The 18,861-nt window shown below is 59.6% G+C and carries 12 protein-coding genes; 10 read left to right on the top strand and 2 right to left on the bottom strand.

Going from position 1 to position 18,861, the window contains the following annotated elements; translation table 11 throughout:
* Positions 1-78 precede the first annotated feature (78 nt).
* From FX982_RS11815 to FX982_RS11775, 9 genes are all read left to right on the top strand, one after another.
* Positions 79-1,677: an ABC transporter substrate-binding protein gene (locus FX982_RS11815; protein ID WP_172610765.1), complete on the top strand. Its 1,599-nt coding sequence runs from the start codon at positions 79-81 to the stop codon at positions 1,675-1,677.
* A gap of 283 nt (positions 1,678-1,960) precedes the next feature.
* Positions 1,961-3,589, top strand: a complete 1,629-nt coding sequence (locus tag FX982_RS11810) for an ABC transporter substrate-binding protein (RefSeq protein WP_172610764.1) — start codon at positions 1,961-1,963, stop codon at positions 3,587-3,589.
* A gap of 340 nt (positions 3,590-3,929) precedes the next feature.
* On the top strand, positions 3,930-5,531 hold the full coding sequence (locus tag FX982_RS11805) for an ABC transporter substrate-binding protein (RefSeq protein WP_172610763.1): 1,602 nt from the start codon (positions 3,930-3,932) through the stop codon (positions 5,529-5,531).
* A 156-nt stretch (positions 5,532-5,687) separates the two neighbouring features.
* Complete coding sequence (locus FX982_RS11800) at positions 5,688-7,067, top strand: OprD family porin (protein WP_122623265.1); 1,380 nt, start codon at positions 5,688-5,690, stop codon at positions 7,065-7,067.
* A gap of 97 nt (positions 7,068-7,164) precedes the next feature.
* Positions 7,165-8,772 (top strand): ABC transporter substrate-binding protein, encoded by a 1,608-nt coding sequence (locus tag FX982_RS11795; RefSeq protein ID WP_172610762.1) that lies wholly within the window; start codon positions 7,165-7,167, stop codon positions 8,770-8,772.
* Between the two features lie 64 nt (positions 8,773-8,836).
* A complete protein-coding gene (locus FX982_RS11790; RefSeq protein WP_065990182.1) occupies positions 8,837-9,847 on the top strand; it encodes an ABC transporter permease subunit in 1,011 nt (336 codons plus the stop codon).
* A gap of 11 nt (positions 9,848-9,858) precedes the next feature.
* Positions 9,859-10,770, top strand: coding sequence for an ABC transporter permease subunit (locus FX982_RS11785; RefSeq protein ID WP_122534949.1), 912 nt, complete (start codon positions 9,859-9,861; stop codon positions 10,768-10,770).
* A gap of 10 nt (positions 10,771-10,780) precedes the next feature.
* Positions 10,781-11,749 carry an ABC transporter ATP-binding protein gene (locus tag FX982_RS11780; protein WP_172610761.1) on the top strand — a complete coding sequence of 323 codons (969 nt, stop codon included), beginning with the start codon at positions 10,781-10,783 and terminating at the stop codon, positions 11,747-11,749.
* The gene (locus tag FX982_RS11775) at positions 11,749-12,723 is read left to right on the top strand and encodes a peptide ABC transporter ATP-binding protein (protein ID WP_122534948.1); all 975 of its coding nucleotides are present in this window, start codon (positions 11,749-11,751) and stop codon (positions 12,721-12,723) included. Before FX982_RS11780 ends, FX982_RS11775 begins: the two co-directional genes overlap by 1 nt.
* Positions 12,724-12,922: 199 nt before the next feature.
* On the opposite strand, the gene FX982_RS11770 is transcribed toward FX982_RS11775, so the two are convergent.
* On the bottom strand, positions 12,923-15,478 hold the full coding sequence (locus tag FX982_RS11770) for a sulfite reductase flavoprotein subunit alpha (protein WP_172613039.1): 2,556 nt from the start codon (positions 15,476-15,478) through the stop codon (positions 12,923-12,925).
* 253 nt (positions 15,479-15,731) lie between these two features.
* Complete coding sequence (locus FX982_RS11765) at positions 15,732-17,984, bottom strand: TonB-dependent receptor (RefSeq protein ID WP_172610760.1); 2,253 nt, start codon at positions 17,982-17,984, stop codon at positions 15,732-15,734.
* A gap of 195 nt (positions 17,985-18,179) precedes the next feature.
* On the opposite strand from FX982_RS11765, the gene FX982_RS11760 reads away from it, so the two are divergent.
* Complete coding sequence (locus tag FX982_RS11760) at positions 18,180-18,860, top strand: Fe2+-dependent dioxygenase (protein WP_172610759.1); 681 nt, start codon at positions 18,180-18,182, stop codon at positions 18,858-18,860.
* Position 18,861 lies beyond the last annotated feature (1 nt).

The raw sequence follows: 18,861 nt of genomic DNA, 5'->3' as shown, positions 1-18,861 counted from the left end.
TGAGCCGTGCGGCATTCTTGGCGGTCTATCATCCCGTCGATGAATTCAGGCATGAGTGCCGCACTTAATGAGGTTCACATGGACACAACCTTCAAACCCCTGCTCCTGGCAGCCGCAATGGCGCTGTGCGTTCCCTCGGTGCAGGCGGCCAGCACCCTTGTCTATTGCTCGGAAGCCAGCCCTGCCGGCTTCGATCCCAGTCAGTACACCAGCGGCACCGAGTTCGATGCGTCAGCGGAAACAGTCTTCAATCGCCTGACCCAGTTCAAGCGCGGCGGCACCGATGTCGAGCCGGGCCTGGCAACTAAATGGGACGTGTCCGAAGACGGCTTGAGCTACACCTTTCACTTGCGGCCTGGCGTGAAATTCCACACCACGGACTATTTCAAACCGACCCGCGACTTCAACGCCGATGACGTGCTGTTCACTTTCAATCGTCTGCTGAACCCGGACGACCCGTTCCGAAAGGCGTACCCGTCGGAGTCGCCGTACTTCACCGACATGGGCATGAACGCCACCATCAAGCAGGTCGAAAAGGTCGACGATCAAACCGTCCGCTTCCAGCTGAATAACATCGACGCGGCATTCATCCAGAACCTGGCGATGAGCTTCGCCTCGATTCAGTCGGCTGAATACGCCGCCCAATTGATCAAGCAAGGCAAGGCAGGCGACATCAACCTGAAACCGATCGGTACAGGGCCGTTTGTGTTCAAGCGTTATCAGAAAGACGCGCAGATCCGTTACGTCGGCAACACGGAATACTGGAAGCCGGAGGACGTGAAGCTCGACAACCTGATCTTCTCGATCAACACCGACGCCGCCACCCGCCTGCAGAAGCTGAAGACCGGCGAGTGCCAGATCAGTGGGTATCCGCGCCCACAGGACATCGAAGAAGCGCAGAAGGACCCGAACCTCAAGGTGCTGAGCCAGGCCGGTTTCAACCTGGGCTTTCTTGCGTATAACGTGACCCATCCGCCGCTGGATCAACTGAAGGTGCGTCAGGCGCTGGACATGGCCATCGACAAGCCGGCCATCATCAAGGCGGTTTACCAGGGCGCCGGTCAGCTGGCACAGAACGCTCTGCCGCCTGCGCAATGGAGCTTTGATCCGAACATCAAGGACGCGCCCCACGATCCGGCAAAAGCCAAGCAGTTGCTCAAGGAGGCCGGCGTTGCGCCAGGCACGCAGATCAACCTGTGGGCGATGACCGTGCAGCGCGCGTCCAACCCCAACGCACGCATGTCGGCGCAGATGATCCAGTCGGACTGGGCGAAGATTGGTATCAAGGCCAACATCGTCAGCTATGAATGGGGCGAGTACATCAAGCGCGCCAAGGCCGGCGAGCACGACGTGATGATCTACGGGTGGACCGGTGACAATGGTGACCCTGACAACTGGCTCGGCGTGCTGTACAGCTGTGGCGCGGTGAAGGGCAGCAACTACGCGAAATGGTGCAACCCCAGCTACGACAAACTGGTCACCCAGGCCAAGCTGACCAGCAACCGCGATGAGCGCATCAAGCTGTACCAGCAAGCGCAGAACATTCTGAAAAACGACGTGCCGATCACCCCGATCGCCAATTCCAAGGTCTTTCAGCCGATGCGTAAAGAGGTTCAGGACTTCAAACTCAGCCCGTTTGGCCTGACGCCTTTCTACGGTGTAAGCCTGGCCAAGTAACTCGCTGAAACCAACAGCGAAGTAACACTCGATGACCGAAGCGGGTGCAATCGCCACGTTGCGATGCACCCTTTTGGTGCTACAAAGATATCGATATGCGACACGCAAACGTTCAACAGCGTCAGAAATTACACTTATGCGACATTCGTGTACGTTCGTGCCACTGTTTGACACCTTGCTGGCGCCAACATCTTGCTTTGGGTATGGCGCCTGCATAAGTATCCGTGGGACCGGCTCAAAAGGCCGTACCCTCAATCAAAAAATGACAACAACTGAGGCCACCATGCTCAAAAAAGCGGTCATTCCGTTTCTTCTCGGCGCAGGTTTGATCGCCAGCGCTCCCTTCGCCCATGCAGCATCGAATCTGGTGTTCTGCTCCGAAGGCAGCCCTGCTGGTTTCGATCCAGGTCAATACACCACCGGTACCGACTTCGATGCTTCGGCCGAGACCGTTTTCAACCGTTTGAGCCAGTTCGAACGTGGCGGCACCGCTGTCATTCCAGGCCTGGCCACCAGCTGGGACGTTGCCCCGGACGGCCTGACCTACACCTTCCACCTGCGTGAAGGTGTGAAATTCCATACCACGCCGTACTTCAAACCGACGCGTACCTTCAATGCCGATGACGTGCTGTTCACGTTCAACCGCATGATCAACAAGGACGACCCGTTCCGTAAGGCGTACCCGACCGAATTCCCGTACTTCACCGACATGGCGATGGACACCAACATCAAAAAGATCGAGAAGGTCGACGACCACACCGTCAAAATGACCCTCGGCACTGTTGATGCTGCGTTCATCCAGAACCTGGCGATGAGCTTCGCGTCCATTCAGTCCGCTGAATATGCTGCCCAGCTGCTGAAAGAAGGCAAGCCGGAAGACATCAACCAGAAGCCGATCGGCACTGGCCCGTTCGTGTTCAAGAGCTACCAGAAAGACTCCAACATCCGCTTCACCGGGAACAAGGATTACTGGAAGCCTGAAGACGTCAAAGTCGACAACCTGATTTTCGCCATCACCACCGACGCCTCGGTTCGTGCGCAGAAGTTGAAGAAAGGCGAATGCCAGATCACCGCTTACCCGCGTCCGGCTGACCTCGCTCCGCTGAAAGCCGACCCTGCGTTGAAGATGCCTGATCAGGCCGGCTTCAACCTGGGTTACATCGCCTACAACGTGATGCCCAAGATCAAGGGCGAAGACAAGCCGAACCCGCTGGCTGACCTCAAAGTGCGTCAAGCGCTGGACATGGCAGTCAACAAGAAATCCATCATCGATGCCGTGTATCAAGGCGCGGGCCAACTGGCGACCAACGCCATGCCGCCGACCCAATGGTCCTACGACACCACCATCAAAGATGCACCGTTCGATATCGCCAAGGCCAAGGACCTGCTCAAGCAGGCGGGCGTGAAGGAAGGCACCGAGATTACCCTGTGGGCGATGCCGGTTCAGCGTCCTTACAACCCGAACGCCAAGCTGATGGCCGAGATGCTCCAGAACGACTGGAAGAAGATCGGCATCAACGCCAAGATCGTTTCCTATGAATGGGGCGAATACATCAAGCGCGCCAAGGCCGGCGAAAACGGCGCAATGCTGATTGGCTGGAGCGGCGACAACGGTGACCCGGACAACTGGCTGGGTACCCTGTTTGGCTGTGATGCCCTCAACGGCAACAACTTCGCCAAATGGTGTGACAAGCCGTTCGATACCTTGATCCACCAGGCCAAGGAAACCACCGATCAGGCCAAACGCACCGAGCTTTACAAGCAGGCTCAACACCTGCTCAAAGACGCGGTCCCTATGACCCCAATTGCTCACTCGACTGTTTATCAGCCGATGCGCAAGGAAGTTCAGGACTTCAAGATCAGCCCGTTCGGTCTGAACTCGTTTTACGGCGTCAGCGTCAGCGGCAAGTAATATCTTTAAATGACCACCCGGTCGCGTTGCCCCAGGGCGACGCGACCGCGTTGTTATGTGCACGAGTGTTAAATGAAAATGCCTATCGTTAGATGAGTAGCGACCGGATTACAGTTATTGCCTACTAACGATAAGCACTTTTCCTACAAACTTTGAAGCATGCGTAACTATGGACTGTGCGGCGTCAGAGACATACCGTCTGACAAGCCGCACATACGGTCCGTTGTTTATCTTGAACAGTGGGATTTTTTTCCAGGCGTTGACTCTCCATTTGCGCAAACGATTGCAATGGATCGCGCAGGCATTCGCAGTTAATGCGCCTCTCACGATAAGGAATATCATGCGTACGAATATCGTTGTGCCATCACTTATTGCCGCCGGCCTTTTGGCGATGACGCCTGTCGTTCAGGCCGCCAGCAAAAGCCTGGTCTTCTGTTCGGAAGGCAGCCCGGCCGGGTTTGATATCGGTCAGTACACCTCGGGCACTGACAATGATGCCGCTGAGCCGATCTATAACCGTCTCGCCGAGTTCGCACGCGGTGAGACCACGGTGGTACCTGCTCTCGCCACCCGCTGGGATATCTCCCCTGACAACCTGACCTATACGTTCCATCTGCGTGAAGGCGTCAAGTTCCACAGCAACAAGATCTTCACGCCCACGCGCGATTTCAACGCCGACGACGTGCTGTTCACCTTCAATCGCATGCTGCACAAGGACCATCCGTTCCGCGTGGCGTATCCGACGGAGTTTCCGTTCTTCACCAGCATGGGCCTGGACAAGAACATCAAGTCGGTGGAAAAGACCGACCCGATGACCGTCGTGTTCACACTCAACAAAGTTGATGCGGCGTTCATCCAGAACGTTTCCATGAACTTCGCGTCAATTCTGTCCGCCGAATATGCCGACAAATTGATGGCTTCGGGCGATGTCCGCGATATTAACCAGGCGCCTATTGGCACGGGTCCTTTTGTATTTCAACGCTATCAAAAAGATTCTCAGATTCGCTATGTGAGAAACACACAGTTCTGGGACCCGAGTCGGGTCAAGATTGATCAGTTGATCTTCGCCATCAATACAGATGCTTCGGTGCGCATTCAAAAACTCAAAAAAGACGAGTGCCAGGTGACGCTTAATCCGCGTCCGGCTGATGTCGCGTCGATCGAGGCGGATAAGGACCTGCAGGTCATCAAAAAGCCCGGCTTCAATCTCGGTTACATCACCTACAACGTGCGCCACGCCCCGCTGGACAACTTGCAGGTTCGTCAGGCGCTGGACATGGCGGTGGATAAGAAAGCGATCATCGAGGCGGTGTACCAGGGCGCCGGGCAACTGGCCCAGAACTCCATGCCACCGACCCAGTGGTCTTACGACGACACGGTCAAGGACGCGCCCTACAGCCCGGAAAAAGCCCGCGAGTTGCTGCGCGCCGCCGGCGTCAAGGAAGGCACCGAACTGACCCTGTGGGCCATGCCGGTCCAGCGCCCCTACAACCCCAACGCCAAGCTGATGGCCCAGATGCTTCAGGCCGACTGGGCGAAGGTGGGCATCAAGGCAACCATCGTCAGTTACGAGTGGGGCGAATATCTCAAGCGCAGCAAGAACGGCGAGCATGACATTTCGCTGATCGGCTGGACCGGTGACAACGGTGACCCGGACAACTGGATGGGCACGCTGTACAGCTGCGCCTCCATCGGGGGCAATAACTACTCGATGTGGTGCGACGAAAAATATGACGCACTGGTCAAGGCCGCTGTTTCGAACACGAACAAGGACGAGCGCATTGCGCTGTACAAACAGGCTCAGCATTACCTGAAAGAACAGGTACCCATTACGCCGATTGCCCACTCGACGGTGATCCAGCCGCTGCGTAAGGAAGTGCAAGGTTTCCTGGTCAGCCCGTTCAACCGCAACAACTTCTCGGGCGTCAGCATCGCCGAATAATTCAAAACTTGCCTGGGGCGCAACCACGCCCTTTGGCATTGCTTTATCCGCGTTTAGCCGGATAGGCAAGAAACTGGCCCATAGGGCCGCACCATCGAGCGGGCTACACCATAAAAAGCCCGCCTCTAAAAAAGCAGCAATCGGGAGCTTCAAAACGTGAAAAAAGCCAGCACTGCTGTATTCGCCTTATCCGTACTCGCCATCAGCGTCGCGGCCCAGGCAGAGCCGACCAGTCAGGAATTCGTTCCGACCACATTGGCCACCAGCAACCTCCAGGGCGAAGCCAAGGGCTTCCTGGAAGACTCGAAGCTGACCGGTTCGACCAAGAACTGGTACGCCAACGAACTGTTGCGCCGTGGCGGCGAGTTCACCCGCAAAGAGAACGGCGTTGTGGTCGACAGCGACCCGCGCCGGATCAACTGGGTTCAGGGCACCATCGTTGACTACAGCTCGGGCTTCACCCAGGGCACTGTCGGTTTTGCCACACAAATGGCGGTCTACAACGCCGTTGCGCTGGACCGTGACAAAGACGACCTGATGGGCGGCGCCAACCGTACGCTGACCGAGAACAACGGCGACCCTGTCGGGCAGTGGAGCAAGATGGGCCTGGCCAACATCAAGGCGCGCGTTTCCAACACGACCCTGACCGCCGGCCGTCAGTCGATGAACACCCCGGTGCTGGCCTACATCGGCAACCGCGCACTTCCTTCGAGCTTCGAAGGTGTGAGCATCCTGAGCGAAGAGTTCAACAACATCTCGATCCAGGCCGGCAGCTTCGACCGCGTGTCGCCACGTACCGAGCAGAGCCTGACCAAGTTCCGCTCCGAGTACACCAACAACACCGCCACCGCCGACCGCGTTGACATGGCAGGCGTGGATTACAAACCGTTCAAGAGCCTGACCACCAGCTTCTACGCCTCCAATGTCGAAGACTTCTGGCATCAGTACTACTTCGCCTTCACCCACGAACTGGGTGACCCCGATGTACTGGGCTTGAGCACCAACCTGAACTACTACAAGACCAAGGATTCCGGTCAGAAGAAGATGGGCGAAATCGACAACGACACCTACAGCCTGTCGTTGACCGCCACTCACAAGGCGCACAGTTTCAGCGTCGCGTACCAGGAAGTCGAAGGCGACACCTACTTCGACTACGTCCACGACACCAACGCCATCTTCCTGGCCAACTCCCTGCTCTCGGACTTCAACGGCCCGAACGAGAAGTCGGTTCAGCTGAGCTACCTGCTGAACATGGCCGACTACGGTGTGCCAGGCCTGAAATTCAACATCTATCAGGCGCGCGGTTTCGACATCGACGGTACCCATTACAAAGGCACCGCCTATGACGTCTCGCGAATGGACGGCGAAACTCACTACGAATACGGTGTTGGCTCGTCGTACACCCTGCAGTCTGGCCCGCTCAAGGCGTCGACCATGCGTGCGACCTACACCACTCACCGCGCGAGCGCCAATCAGGCTGACGGCAGCATCAACGAGTTCCGTCTGGTGACCACGATTCCATTCAACATTATGTAATCAGCATGATCGATCGGGCCTCACGGTGCGGTTTATACCGAACTTCGGGGCCCGATACCGACTCACTAATGGCTTCATCACTTGCGGAGTGCGTTACTTGAAATCGACATTCAAACTCGCAACATTGCGCAGCGCGATCGCACTGGCGGTATTCAGCGTTGCGGTCGGCGTATCGGCCAAGCCTCTGGTGGTCTGCACCGAAGCCAGTCCGGAAGGTTTCGACACGGCGCTCTACACCACCGCCGTGACCGCCGATGCGTCGGCGGAAACCATTTACAACCGTCTGGTGGATTTCAAGCCGGGCACCACCGAGATTGTTCCCGCGCTGGCTGAGACGTGGGAGATCAGCGATGACGGCCTGACCTACACGTTCCATCTGCGCAAGGGCGTCAAGTTTCACACCACCGAATACTTCAAACCGACCCGCGACATGAACGCCGATGACGTGGTCTGGAGCTTCCAGCGTCAACTGGACCCCAACCACCCTTGGCACAAACAGTCGATGGTCGGTTACCCGTACTTCGAAAGCATGGGTTTCAAAGAGCTGCTGAAGAGCGTCGAGAAAGTGGACGACAGCACCGTCAAGTTCACCCTGACCCGCCGCGAAGCGCCGTTCCTAGCGGACGTCGCCATGGCATTCGCTTCGGTGTACTCGGCGGAATACGCCGATCAGTTGCTCAAGACCAACAAGACCGACAACCTCAACAGCCAGCCCATCGGCACCGGTCCGTTCGTCTTCCAGCGCTACGCCAAGGACGCTCAGGTTCGCTTCAAGGCCAACCCGGATTACTTCCGCGGCAAGCCGCCGGCTGACACCCTTATCTTTGCGATCGCCACCGATAACAACGTGCGCCTGCAGAAGCTCAAGGCCAACGAGTGCCAGATCGCCCTGTATCCGAAGCCGGACGACATCCCGAGCATCAAGAAAGACACCAACCTCAAGGTTGATGAGCTGAACGCGATGACCACCGCGTACATTGCCATGAACACCACGCACAAATACATGAGCGACGTGCGGGTGCGTAAGGCCATCGAAATCGCATTTGATAAAGAAGCCTACGTCAACGCCCTGTTCGGCAAAGGCAACGCCACCGTCGCCGTGAATCCGTATCCGGACACGCTGCTGGGTTACAACAAAGAGCTGAAAAACCCTGCCCACGATCTGGACAAGGCCCGCGCCTTGCTCAAGGAAGCGGGTGTCCCTGAAGGCACGGTACTGACCCTGTTCACGCGCAACGGCGGCGGTCCGACCAACCCGAACCCAATGCTCGGCGCACAAATGATGCAGGCCGATCTGGCCAAAGTCGGCATTAAGTTAGATATACGCGTCATGGAATGGGGCGAAATGCTTAAACGTGCCAAAAACGGCGAACACGACATGGTGTCGGCCGGCTGGGCAGGTGACAATGGCGACCCTGATAACTTCCTGACCCCGAACCTCAGTTGCGAGGCCGCCAAAAACGGCGAAAACTACGCGCGCTGGTGTAATCAGAAGTTCCAGACGTTGATCGATCAGGCTCGGGAAAAAACCGACCCGGCCGAACGCGCTTCGCTCTACGAGCAAGCTCAGGTGATCTTCAATCAGGACCTGCCATGGATCAGCATGGCGCACACCAAGATGTTCACTGCAATGCGCAACAACGTGGAGGGTTACCACATCAGCCCTCTCACCACTAATAACTTCGCTACCACCCAAGCGAAGTAGAAGAAGAATCCGGCGGGCTCTGCTACCCAGAGACTCGCCGGTACCTGATGAGGTACACGAGAAGATGTTTAGTTTTATCGCTCGCCGAGTGGGGTTGCTCATACCCACCTTCTTCGGCATCACCTTGCTGACCTTCGCCTTGATTCGCCTGATTCCGGGCGACCCTGTCGAAGTCATGATGGGTGAACGCCGGGTCGATCCGGAAATGCACGCCCAAGCCATGGAACGTCTTGGCCTGAACAAACCCCTTTATGCGCAATACATCGATTACGTCGGCAAGCTCGCCCATGGCGACCTGGGCGAATCGCTGCGTACGCGCACGAGCGTGTGGTCCGAATTCACTTCGCTGTTCCCGGCAACACTGGAACTGTCGATTGCGGCGCTGATCTTCGCAGGCATTCTCGGGCTGCTGGCCGGTGTCATTGCAGCACTGAAGCGAGGGTCCCTGTTCGACCATGGGGTCATGGGTATCTCCCTGGCGGGGTACTCGATGCCGATCTTCTGGTGGGGCCTGATCCTGATCATGTTCTTCTCGGTATCCCTGGGCTGGACCCCGGTATCGGGGCGTATCGACCTGCTCTACGACATTCCCCCGAAAACCGGCTTCATGCTGATCGACACCTTGCTCAGCGATGAAGAAGGTTCGTTCATGGACGCCCTGCGTCACCTGATTCTGCCGGCCATCGTGCTGGGCACCATTCCGCTGGCGGTCATCGCCCGGATGACCCGCTCCTCGATGCTCGAAGTCCTGCGTGAAGACTACGTGCGCACGGCGCGCGCCAAGGGCCTTTCGCCGGCTCGCGTGGTGTTCGTTCACGGCTTGCGCAACGCGCTGATCCCGGTGCTGACGGTTTTCGGTCTGCAAGTGGGCACGCTGCTGGCCGGTGCGGTTCTGACCGAAACGATCTTCTCCTGGCCGGGCATCGGCAAGTGGCTGATCGAAGCCATCGGCGCCCGTGACTACCCTGTCGTGCAAAACGGCATCCTGCTAATCGCCTGCCTGGTGATTCTGGTCAACTTCGTGGTGGACATCCTCTACGGCTTTGCCAACCCACGCATTCGTCATCAGCGCTGAGATCCCTTTTTATGAGCACACCTACTCCCGTAGTAGCAGTCGATCAAAGCCTGCTCTACCCGTCCGTTTACAAAGAGTTCTGGCAGCACTTCGCCAAGAACAAAGGCGCCGTCGCGGGCCTCTTGTTCATGCTGGTGATCGTGTTCTGCGCCCTGTTCGCGCCGTGGGTTGCCCCCCATGACCCGAGCGAGCAATACCGTGATTTCCTGCTGACCCCGCCGGTCTGGCTTGAAGGCGGCCAATGGCAGTTTCTCTTGGGCACCGATGAACTGGGCCGCGACCTGCTGTCGCGTCTGATCCAGGGTTCGCGCCTGTCGCTGCTCATCGGTCTGTCGTCGGTGGTGATGTCGCTGATTCCGGGGATCCTCATGGGTCTGCTGGCCGGCTTCTTCCCGAAGATCCTGGGCCCGACCATCATGCGTCTGATGGACATCATGCTGGCACTGCCATCGCTGCTGCTGGCTGTGGCCATCGTCGCGATCCTCGGCCCTGGCCTGATCAATACCGTCATAGCCATCGCCATCGTTTCGCTGCCGTCGTACGTGCGTCTGACCCGTGCTGCGGTCATGGGCGAGCTGAACCGTGACTATGTGACCGCCGCGCGTCTGGCCGGCGCAACGCTGCCGCGCCTGATGTTCATCACCGTGCTGCCCAACTGCATGGCGCCGCTGATCGTTCAGGCCACGTTGAGTTTCTCCTCGGCGATCCTCGACGCTGCGGCGCTGGGCTTCCTGGGTCTGGGTGTACAACCGCCGACGCCTGAGTGGGGCACCATGCTCGCTTCGGCCCGCGACTACATCGAACGCGCCTGGTGGGTGGTGAGCCTCCCGGGTCTGACCATTTTGCTCAGCGTGCTGGCAATCAACCTGATGGGCGACGGTCTGCGCGATGCGCTGGACCCGAAACTCAAGAACGCCGCCTGAGGACGTCCGAATGTCTCTTTTAAACATCAAGAACCTCAACGTGCGCTTCGGCGACGCCACGGCCACCCCGGTCGTCGATGGCCTGGACCTGGCCGTCGACAAGGGCGAAGTGCTGGCAATCGTGGGCGAATCGGGTTCGGGTAAATCCGTGACCATGATGGCGCTCATGGGCCTGATCGAGCACCCCGGCATCGTCACCGCCGACGCTCTGGTCTTCGACGGCAAGGACATGCTCACGCTGAATGCACGCCAGCGTCGCAAGATCGTCGGCAAAGACATGTCGATGGTCTTTCAGGACCCGATGACCGCGCTGAACCCGAGCTACACCGTGGGCTTCCAGATCAAGGAAGTGCTCAAGCAGCACTTGGGTCTGTCTGGTCGTGCTGCCCATCAGCGCGCACTGGAATTGCTGCAGAAGGTTGAAATCCCGGGCGCTGCACAGCGTCTGGACGCCTACCCGCATCAACTCTCGGGGGGCATGAGCCAGCGCGTTGCAATCGCCATGGCCATCGCCGGCGAGCCAAAGCTGCTGATCGCCGACGAACCGACCACCGCGCTGGACGTGACCATTCAGGCGCAGATCATGGACCTGCTGCTGGCTCTGCAAAAAGAGCAGGACATGGCGCTGGTGCTCATCACCCACGACCTTGCGGTGGTGGCTGAAACCGCTCAGCGGGTCTGCGTGATGTATGCCGGGCAGGCGGTGGAAGTGGGTCAGGTCCCCCAACTGTTCGACATCCCGGCGCACCCGTACAGCGAAGCATTGCTGGCAGCGATCCCCGAACACAGCATGGGCGCCGCGCGCCTGTCGACGCTGCCGGGCATCGTGCCGGGTCGCTATGACCGTCCAAGTGGTTGCCTGCTCTCGCCGCGCTGCCCGTACGTCCAGGACAAATGCCGCCAGCAGCGCCCGGGCCTCGACCCGAAAGCCCATAGCCTGGCGCGTTGCTTCTTTCCGCTGAATCAGGAGGTGGCGTAATGAGCGAAATCGTACTGACCGCTCGTGACCTTACTCGTCACTATGATGTGTCCCGTGGGCTGTTCAAGCCCCATGCAACCGTGCGCGCGCTCAACGGCGTGTCGTTCGAACTCGAAGCCGGCAAGACCCTGGCGGTGGTCGGTGAGTCCGGCTGCGGCAAGTCCACCCTCGCCCGCGCGCTGACGCTGATCGAAGAGCCTTCTTCGGGCTCGCTGAAAATCGCCGGCCAGGAAGTCACCGGCGCGACCAAGGCGCAACGCAAGCAGCTGCGCAAAGACGTGCAGATGGTGTTCCAGAGCCCGTACGCATCGCTCAATCCGCGGCAGAAAGTCGGTGATCAACTGGGTGAGCCGCTGCTGATCAACACCAGCCTTTCCGCCGCAGAACGCCGCGAGAAAGTGCAGGCGATGATGGCTCAGGTCGGCCTGCGTCCCGAGCACTATCAGCGCTACCCGCACATGTTCTCCGGCGGTCAGCGTCAACGTATCGCGCTGGCGCGGGCGATGATGCTGCAGCCCAAAGTGCTGGTGGCGGACGAACCGACTTCCGCGCTCGACGTGTCGATTCAGGCCCAGGTGCTGAACCTGTTCATGGATCTGCAGCAAGAGTTCAACACCGGTTACGTGTTCATCTCCCATAACCTGGCAGTGGTACGTCACGTCGCCGACACGGTGTTGGTGATGTACCTCGGTCGCCCGGCCGAAATGGGTCCCAAGGAAGAGATCTACAACCGTCCGCTGCACCCGTACACCCAGGCCCTGCTGTCTGCGACTCCGACGATCCACCCGGACCCGTCGAAGCCGAAGATCAAAATCGTCGGCGAATTGCCTAACCCGCTGAACCCGCCGTCCGGCTGCGCGTTCCACAAGCGCTGCCCGTACGCGACCGAACGCTGCGCCGTCGAAGTGCCGGAGCTGCGCTGGGTCGACAACCGCCAGGTTGCTTGCCATTACGCGGAACAGTTTGTGGCGTGATAGTTGAGTAAGGAAAAGGCCGTTGCGTGCGAGCGCAACGGCCTTTTTTTGCTGGATGCAGCGGCCTCGTCCTTGTGGGAGTGAGCTTGCTCACGAAGACGGCATTTCAACCGCTGAAAATTTAGCTAATGTTAAGGCGTCTTTGCGAGCAAGGTGGAGCGCCACCCCGGTCGCTCCCACGATTCCATCTTCGGCAGAGTCAATACACATCCCGCCGATACCGCCCCTGCTCGATCAACTTCCGCACCGCGTCCTCACCCAGCAGAGCGTTCAACGTTTCATCCACGCCAGCCGCCATGCCTTCCAAACTGCCGCAGATGTAAATCACAGCGCCTTCATTCAGCCAGCGACGCAGCTCATCAGCCGCCTCACGCAACCGGTCCTGCACATAGATTTTTTCCGCCTGATCCCGGGAAAACGCGAGGTCCAGACGCGCCAGATTCCCACTCGCCAGCCAGCCATTAAGATCGTTCGCGCAGTGGAAATCGTGCGCCCTGTTTCGCTCGCCAAACAGCAACCAGTTGCGCTGCTCACCTGAAACGACGCGCGCTTTGAGCAAGCTGCGCAGGCCTGCCAGCCCGGTGCCGTTGCCAATCAAAATCATCGGCACCGACTCGGCCGGCTGATGGAAACCACTGTTGCGACGCACCCGCACACTGACCGCGCCGCCCACGGCGACATGCTCGGTCAACCAGCCCGAACACAGCCCGAGACTGCCATCGGGGTGCAGTTCCTGACGCACGATCAGCTGCAACACACCGTCCTCGGCAATCGACGCGATTGAATACTCGCGCATCGCCAGGGGCACCAGCGCATCGACCAATGCCTGCGCATGCAGGCCGACCAGATGACTGCGATTGACCGGCAACTGACGCGTGGACAAGGCTTGGCTGAGGGTCTCGCTCAGGCCGTCGACGGTGACTTGCGTGTCGGCAGCAATACCCAACCCGGACAGGAACTGCTCGACCGCAGAGGCCGGGTTGCGCGGCAATACCTCCACCAGATCGCCGGCCTCCCAGCGAGTCGCCGACCCACACGCCAGGCCGAGCAAGAACACTTTCGATCCCACGCTCCCGGGGTTCAGCCATTCCCGAGCCACCAGCGTCCAGTTCTGATACTCCGGCGCTTGCCAGACCGTTGTCGGCGTCGAGCCCGTCAACTGGCCCAACTGCTGTTGCCAGTGTTGCAGCGCTTCACCGTCACCGCTGTCCACTTCAACCGGTGCGAACAGCGTGCGCCCGCCACGCTCGGCCAGCCAGCCGTGCAGCCGCTGAGCGAAACCACAGAACTGTTGATACTGGCGATCGCCCAGCCCAAGCACCGCGTAGTTGAGGTTATCCAGCGCCAGCGGCCGGCCCAGCACTTTGCGCTCGAACCCGCGGGCGCTGTCCGGTGCCTCGCCGTCGCCAAAGGTACTGACGACGAACAGCGCGTTGCGGCTCTGGTGCAGGTCCTGCTCGGTGATGTCGCCCAGACGCTGCACCTTCACCGGCACGCCGGCGGTCTGCAGCTGGCTGGCCGTCTGCCAGGCAAGTTGCTCGGCGAATCCGCTCTGGCTGGCGAAGCCGATCAGCCAGGCCGCGCCCTGCTCGCCTGTCGTCGCCGACACGTCACCGCGGGCGTTGCGGATCTCGCGCTTCTTGCGTCGGCGGTCCAGGTAGAGCAACCAGCCGGTGATGAAGAACAGCGGCATCAGCAACGCGGCCACGGTCACGACGATGCGCCCGATCAGGCCAAAGTAGCTGCCGGTGTGCAGCGCGTAGTTGCTAATGAGCAACTGGGCGCCGAGGCTTTTCTCGGTGTAACGCGACACTGCCTTGAGCGTACCGTCGGCCGGATCGAGGGTGATCTGGTTCAACGCGCGGGGGTGCGGCGCGGATTTGAGGAGGTAGAACACCGTCGCCATCTGGCCCGGTGCCTGAGGCATGCGCAGGTTGTAAGTCTTGAGGTCCGGTCCGGCCGCGCTCTGAATGGTCTGCCAGATCGCGTCGTAATCCGGGGCCGACGCCGTGAGTTGTTCCTTAGGCGCCTCTTTCACAGCAGGACCTGGACGCGGCCCTCCGCCACGGCGTTGTTCGCCCGCCACGGGAGGATCGCCAATCAGCTTGGTCATGCCGTTGCTGAACCAGTCGTAGGACCACATCAGCCCGGTGATCGCCAGCAGCAGATAGATGATCAGGCACCAGGTGCCGAACACCGAATGCAGGTCCCAGTTGAAACTGCGTCCCTTCTTCGCCCAGTCCATGGTCAGCCAGACGCGCCAGTTCAGCGGCTTGCGCGGCCAGCGCAGATACAGCCCTGACAGGCAGAAGAAAATGAGGATAAGCGTGCAGGCCGCGGTGACTTGTTTGCCATATTCCCCTGCGGCAAGGAATCGGTGCAGGTTAAGGATGAAGCCGAAGAAGTCCTGACCTGTGGCGTCCTCGGTGAATGCGCCGGTGTAGGGGTTGAAGTTGTGCATCTCGCCGCGGCGCTGGCCCGGAGGGGGCTTGAACCAGACCTGGGCGACCTTGTCGCTGTCGACATCAATGCGAAACATCGCCACCGTGTCTTTGCCCTGGGCTTCTACCTTGCTGACCATTTCCGCCAGAGACAGGTGACGCCCCTGAGGCTGCACGAACAACACATCGGGGTTGAGCACGTCGAGTATTTCGTCCTCGAAGGAATACAGCGCGCCAGTGATCCCCATCAGGGCAAGCACCAGACCGGCCGTGATTCCGAAGAACCAGTGCACTTGAAACAGGACTTTCTTCAACACCCTCGACACCTCACTCACCCGCTACGGCGCGCATTATGCGCACAAACGGCATACATTCTCATCTGTGGCTGATTCTTGATGCGAAGATGTGGGGTGAACGCGTCCTGACACCCCGCGCTCATCCGGCCAACTTACATCCTGTAGGAGTGAGCTTGCTCGCGAAGAGGCCGGGACATCCGCTGGATACCCAGCGGTCGATTCCGCCTTCGCGAGCAGGCTCGCTCCCACAGGTGTCGGGTTCGCTTTCAGATCAGAAGTGGAAGCTGGCACTCATCAGCGCGGTACGCCCGGCGGCCATGTGGGCGTAGTGAGTGGTGAAGACCTGGTCGTAATAACGCTTGTCGGTCAGGTTCTGCACGTTTAGTTGCAGGTCGACGTTCTTGGTCAGCGCGTACGTGGCCATGGCGTCGTAGCGCCAGTAGGACGGCACTTCCACCGAGTTGGCTTCGTTGCCGAAACGGGAATCGACGAACGTCGCGCCGCCGCCCACGGTCAGCTTCGGCATCAGTTCGTAGGTCGACCAGAAATTGAAGCTGTTACGCGGCGTGCTCGGCATGTGATTGCCCTCATCCGCCTTGCTGGTTGCACTGACGATCTCACTCTCCATGTAGGTGTAGCCGCCGTAGACTTTCCATTTGCCGGTGATGTTGCCGCTGTAGGTCAGCTCCAGACCATCAACACGCTGCTCGCCGTCCAGCACCTGGAACGTCGCGTTGTCAGGGTCAGTGACCCGCGCGTTGGTCTTCTCGGTGCGGAACAGCGCGGCGGTCAGCGACAGGTTATCGTCGAAGAAATCCCACTTGGTGCCCAGCTCGTAGTTGCGGTTTTTTTCCGGATCGAGGTTGGCGTTGTTCGCCGCAATTTCCAGACCACCGTTGCCGCTGGTCTCACCCGACGGGTTGCTGGACGTCGACCACGCCGCGTAGATGCTGCCGTTCGGCAGTGGCTTGTAGGTTACGCCGACCTGGTAATTCCACAGCTGGCTGGTGTTTTCACGCTTGAAGCTGCCCGCCACCGAGCCCCGGCCACCGGTGCTGTAACCGCTGGAGCGCACGTCGTAATCGTCGTAACGCAGGCCGAGGTTCAACGACCACTGTTCGTTGAATTTCAGCGTGTCGAAGACGTAGGCGGCACTGGTTTTGGTGTCGGTATCGGTGTACGCCTGGCTGTCGGTGATGGTGCCGTTCCAGTCGTCTTTCGGCGACGGGTTGGACAGGCTGGTGCAGTCGCCGGACGCCAAGAGCGCTGCGTTACACGTCGAGCCGATGGTCCCGCCACTGGCACTGAGCACGTTGTAGCCGCGGTTGTGGGTGTCCTGATACGAAAACTCGAGGCCGGTCACCAGGCTGTGCTGAATGAAACCGGTGTCGAATTTCGCTTGCAGGTCGGTCTGGTTGACGAAGCCGCTGGAGGTGGAATTGCGGCTCTTCGCCGAGCGCGAGACCAGGCCCCTGGCGACGTTGCCGCGGCTGTCGTCCGGGTTGGTGACAATGTAGTCCAGCGTCGAGCGCGACATGCGGAAGCTGTTGGAGATCGTCAGGTTGTCGTTGAGGTCGTGTTCGAGGCGGATCGTGCCGCTGTCGTTGACACTCTTGCGGTAATCGCGGTCGGTCAGGCCGTAGAAGTTGTTTTCGTTGACGTGGGCCGGCTTGTCGACCACGTACTTGCTGCGGCCGGTGGTGTTGGTCAGCGGAATGCCATAGTCGGGCATGTCGTCCGTGGACAGGTGGTAGTAGTCGACTTTGACCCGTGTGTCGGTGCCCAGACCGAACGCGAACGAAGGTGCAACGCCCCAGCGGCTGTTGTCGACATCGTTGCGGCCGGCGACGTTGGAGTCGTGCTTCATCAGGTTCAGGCGGAAGGCCGAGGTGTCGGTCATCTGCTTGTTGACGTCGAGGGTGTAGCGCTGGGTCTGGTCCGAACCGAAGGTGTAGCCGCCGTTGAAGGCATCGCCCAGGTGGGCGCCTTTGGTGATCAGGTTCAAGCTGCCACCCGTGGAACCTGCACCCGTGAACGCCGAGCCCGGGCCTTTGCTGACCTCGACGGATTCAACGTTGAAAATCTCCCGACTCTGCGCCGCTACGTCGCGCATGCCGTCGACGAACACATCGCTCTCTGCGTTGAAGCCACGAATGATCGGGCGATCCGCATTCGGGTTGCCGCCCTCGCCCGCACCAAAGGTAATGCCGGGGGTCGTGCGCAACGCGTCCGCCAGGCTCGTCGCTGCGGTGTCGCGGATGACTTGCTGCGGGATCACCGTGACGCTCTTCGGCGTCTCGCGCAGGGGTGCGGTGTACTTTTTCGAGGCCGACTCTTCGGCCTTGTAGGCCGTATCGGCGCGCTCGCCGTCAATGTTGGTGGCCCCGAGATTCAGCGCGTTGTCCGATGCGGGTTCCGCGGCCTGCACCATGTGGGCGGCTGACATCGCTGCAAGGGCGACGCCGACGGCGCTGACGATGGAACGCTGCGAATGTGCGGTAACCGGTTGTGCTTGGCGCGACATTTTCCTTCCCCAAGGAAACAATAAGGCGGCGGAATATAGTTGAGACTGCTTCGCATTCGCAGAAAACTTACATTCTTTACACTTTCCCATTACTCAATTTTCACATCTGTCCATTCACGCGCGCAGGCGACGTTTTACACAGCCAATAAGAATCACTATCATCCGCCGCTTCATTCTTCCCGCAGGTCGCGACTCATGCTCCTACATATCCCCGGTCTGTTTTCACCCGAGGAGGTGCGACGCATCCGACAGGCGCTGGAAGAAACCGAATGGGCCGACGGCAAGATCACCGCAGGCCACCAATCGGCGAAAGCCAAGCACAACCTGCAGTTGCCGGAGGGCCATCCGCTTGCCGTGGAGATTGGCGCGGCGATGCTTGAGCGGCTGTGGCAGAACCCGCTGTTCATGTCCGCCGCACTGCCCCACAAGGTCTTCCCGCCATTGGTGAATTGCTACACCGGCGGCGGCAGTTTCGATTTTCATATCGACAACGCCGTGCGTCAGGCCAAGGGCAGCACCGAGCGAGTGCGCACGGATCTTTCATCGACGCTGTTCTTCAGCGATCCCGATGATTACGACGGCGGTGAGCTGGTGATTCAGGACACGTTCGGCACCCGTCAGGTGAAGCTGCCGGCGGGCGACCTGCTGCTTTATCCGGCCAGCAGCCTGCACAAGGTCAACGCCGTCACACGGGGGGCGCGGTACGCCTCGTTCTTCTGGACCCAAAGCCTGGTGCGGGACGATGGCCGCCGCACGTTGCTATTCGAAATGGACACGGCCATCCAGCAACTCAGCCGCGATGTGCCTGATCACCCCTCGCTGCTTCAACTCACCGGCACCTATCACAACCTGCTGCGGCAGTGGGTCGAGGTCTGAG

Origin of the sequence: Pseudomonas graminis, from assembly GCF_013201545.1 — a bacterium.
In the GTDB taxonomy this organism is placed as follows: Bacteria; Pseudomonadota; Gammaproteobacteria; order Pseudomonadales; family Pseudomonadaceae; genus Aquipseudomonas.
Note: the sequence above shows the minus strand (reverse complement) of the source record. Positions and strands in the feature narration are given on the sequence as shown.

Excerpts from the sequence above, each read along its gene's own strand:
- FX982_RS11815 (WP_172610765.1), top strand. The coding sequence starts at position 79 with ATGGACACAACCTTCAAACCCCTGCTCCTGGCAGCCGCAATGGCGCTG.
- FX982_RS11810 (WP_172610764.1), top strand. The coding sequence starts at position 1,961 with ATGCTCAAAAAAGCGGTCATTCCGTTTCTTCTCGGCGCAGGTTTGATC.
- FX982_RS11805 (WP_172610763.1), top strand. The coding sequence starts at position 3,930 with ATGCGTACGAATATCGTTGTGCCATCACTTATTGCCGCCGGCCTTTTG.
- FX982_RS11790 (WP_065990182.1), top strand. The coding sequence starts at position 8,837 with ATGTTTAGTTTTATCGCTCGCCGAGTGGGGTTGCTCATACCCACCTTC.
- FX982_RS11785 (WP_122534949.1), top strand. The coding sequence starts at position 9,859 with ATGAGCACACCTACTCCCGTAGTAGCAGTCGATCAAAGCCTGCTCTAC.
- FX982_RS11780 (WP_172610761.1), top strand. The coding sequence starts at position 10,781 with ATGTCTCTTTTAAACATCAAGAACCTCAACGTGCGCTTCGGCGACGCC.
- FX982_RS11775 (WP_122534948.1), top strand. The coding sequence starts at position 11,749 with ATGAGCGAAATCGTACTGACCGCTCGTGACCTTACTCGTCACTATGAT.
- FX982_RS11765 (WP_172610760.1), bottom strand. The coding sequence starts at position 17,984 with ATGTCGCGCCAAGCACAACCGGTTACCGCACATTCGCAGCGTTCCATC.
- FX982_RS11760 (WP_172610759.1), top strand. The coding sequence starts at position 18,180 with ATGCTCCTACATATCCCCGGTCTGTTTTCACCCGAGGAGGTGCGACGC.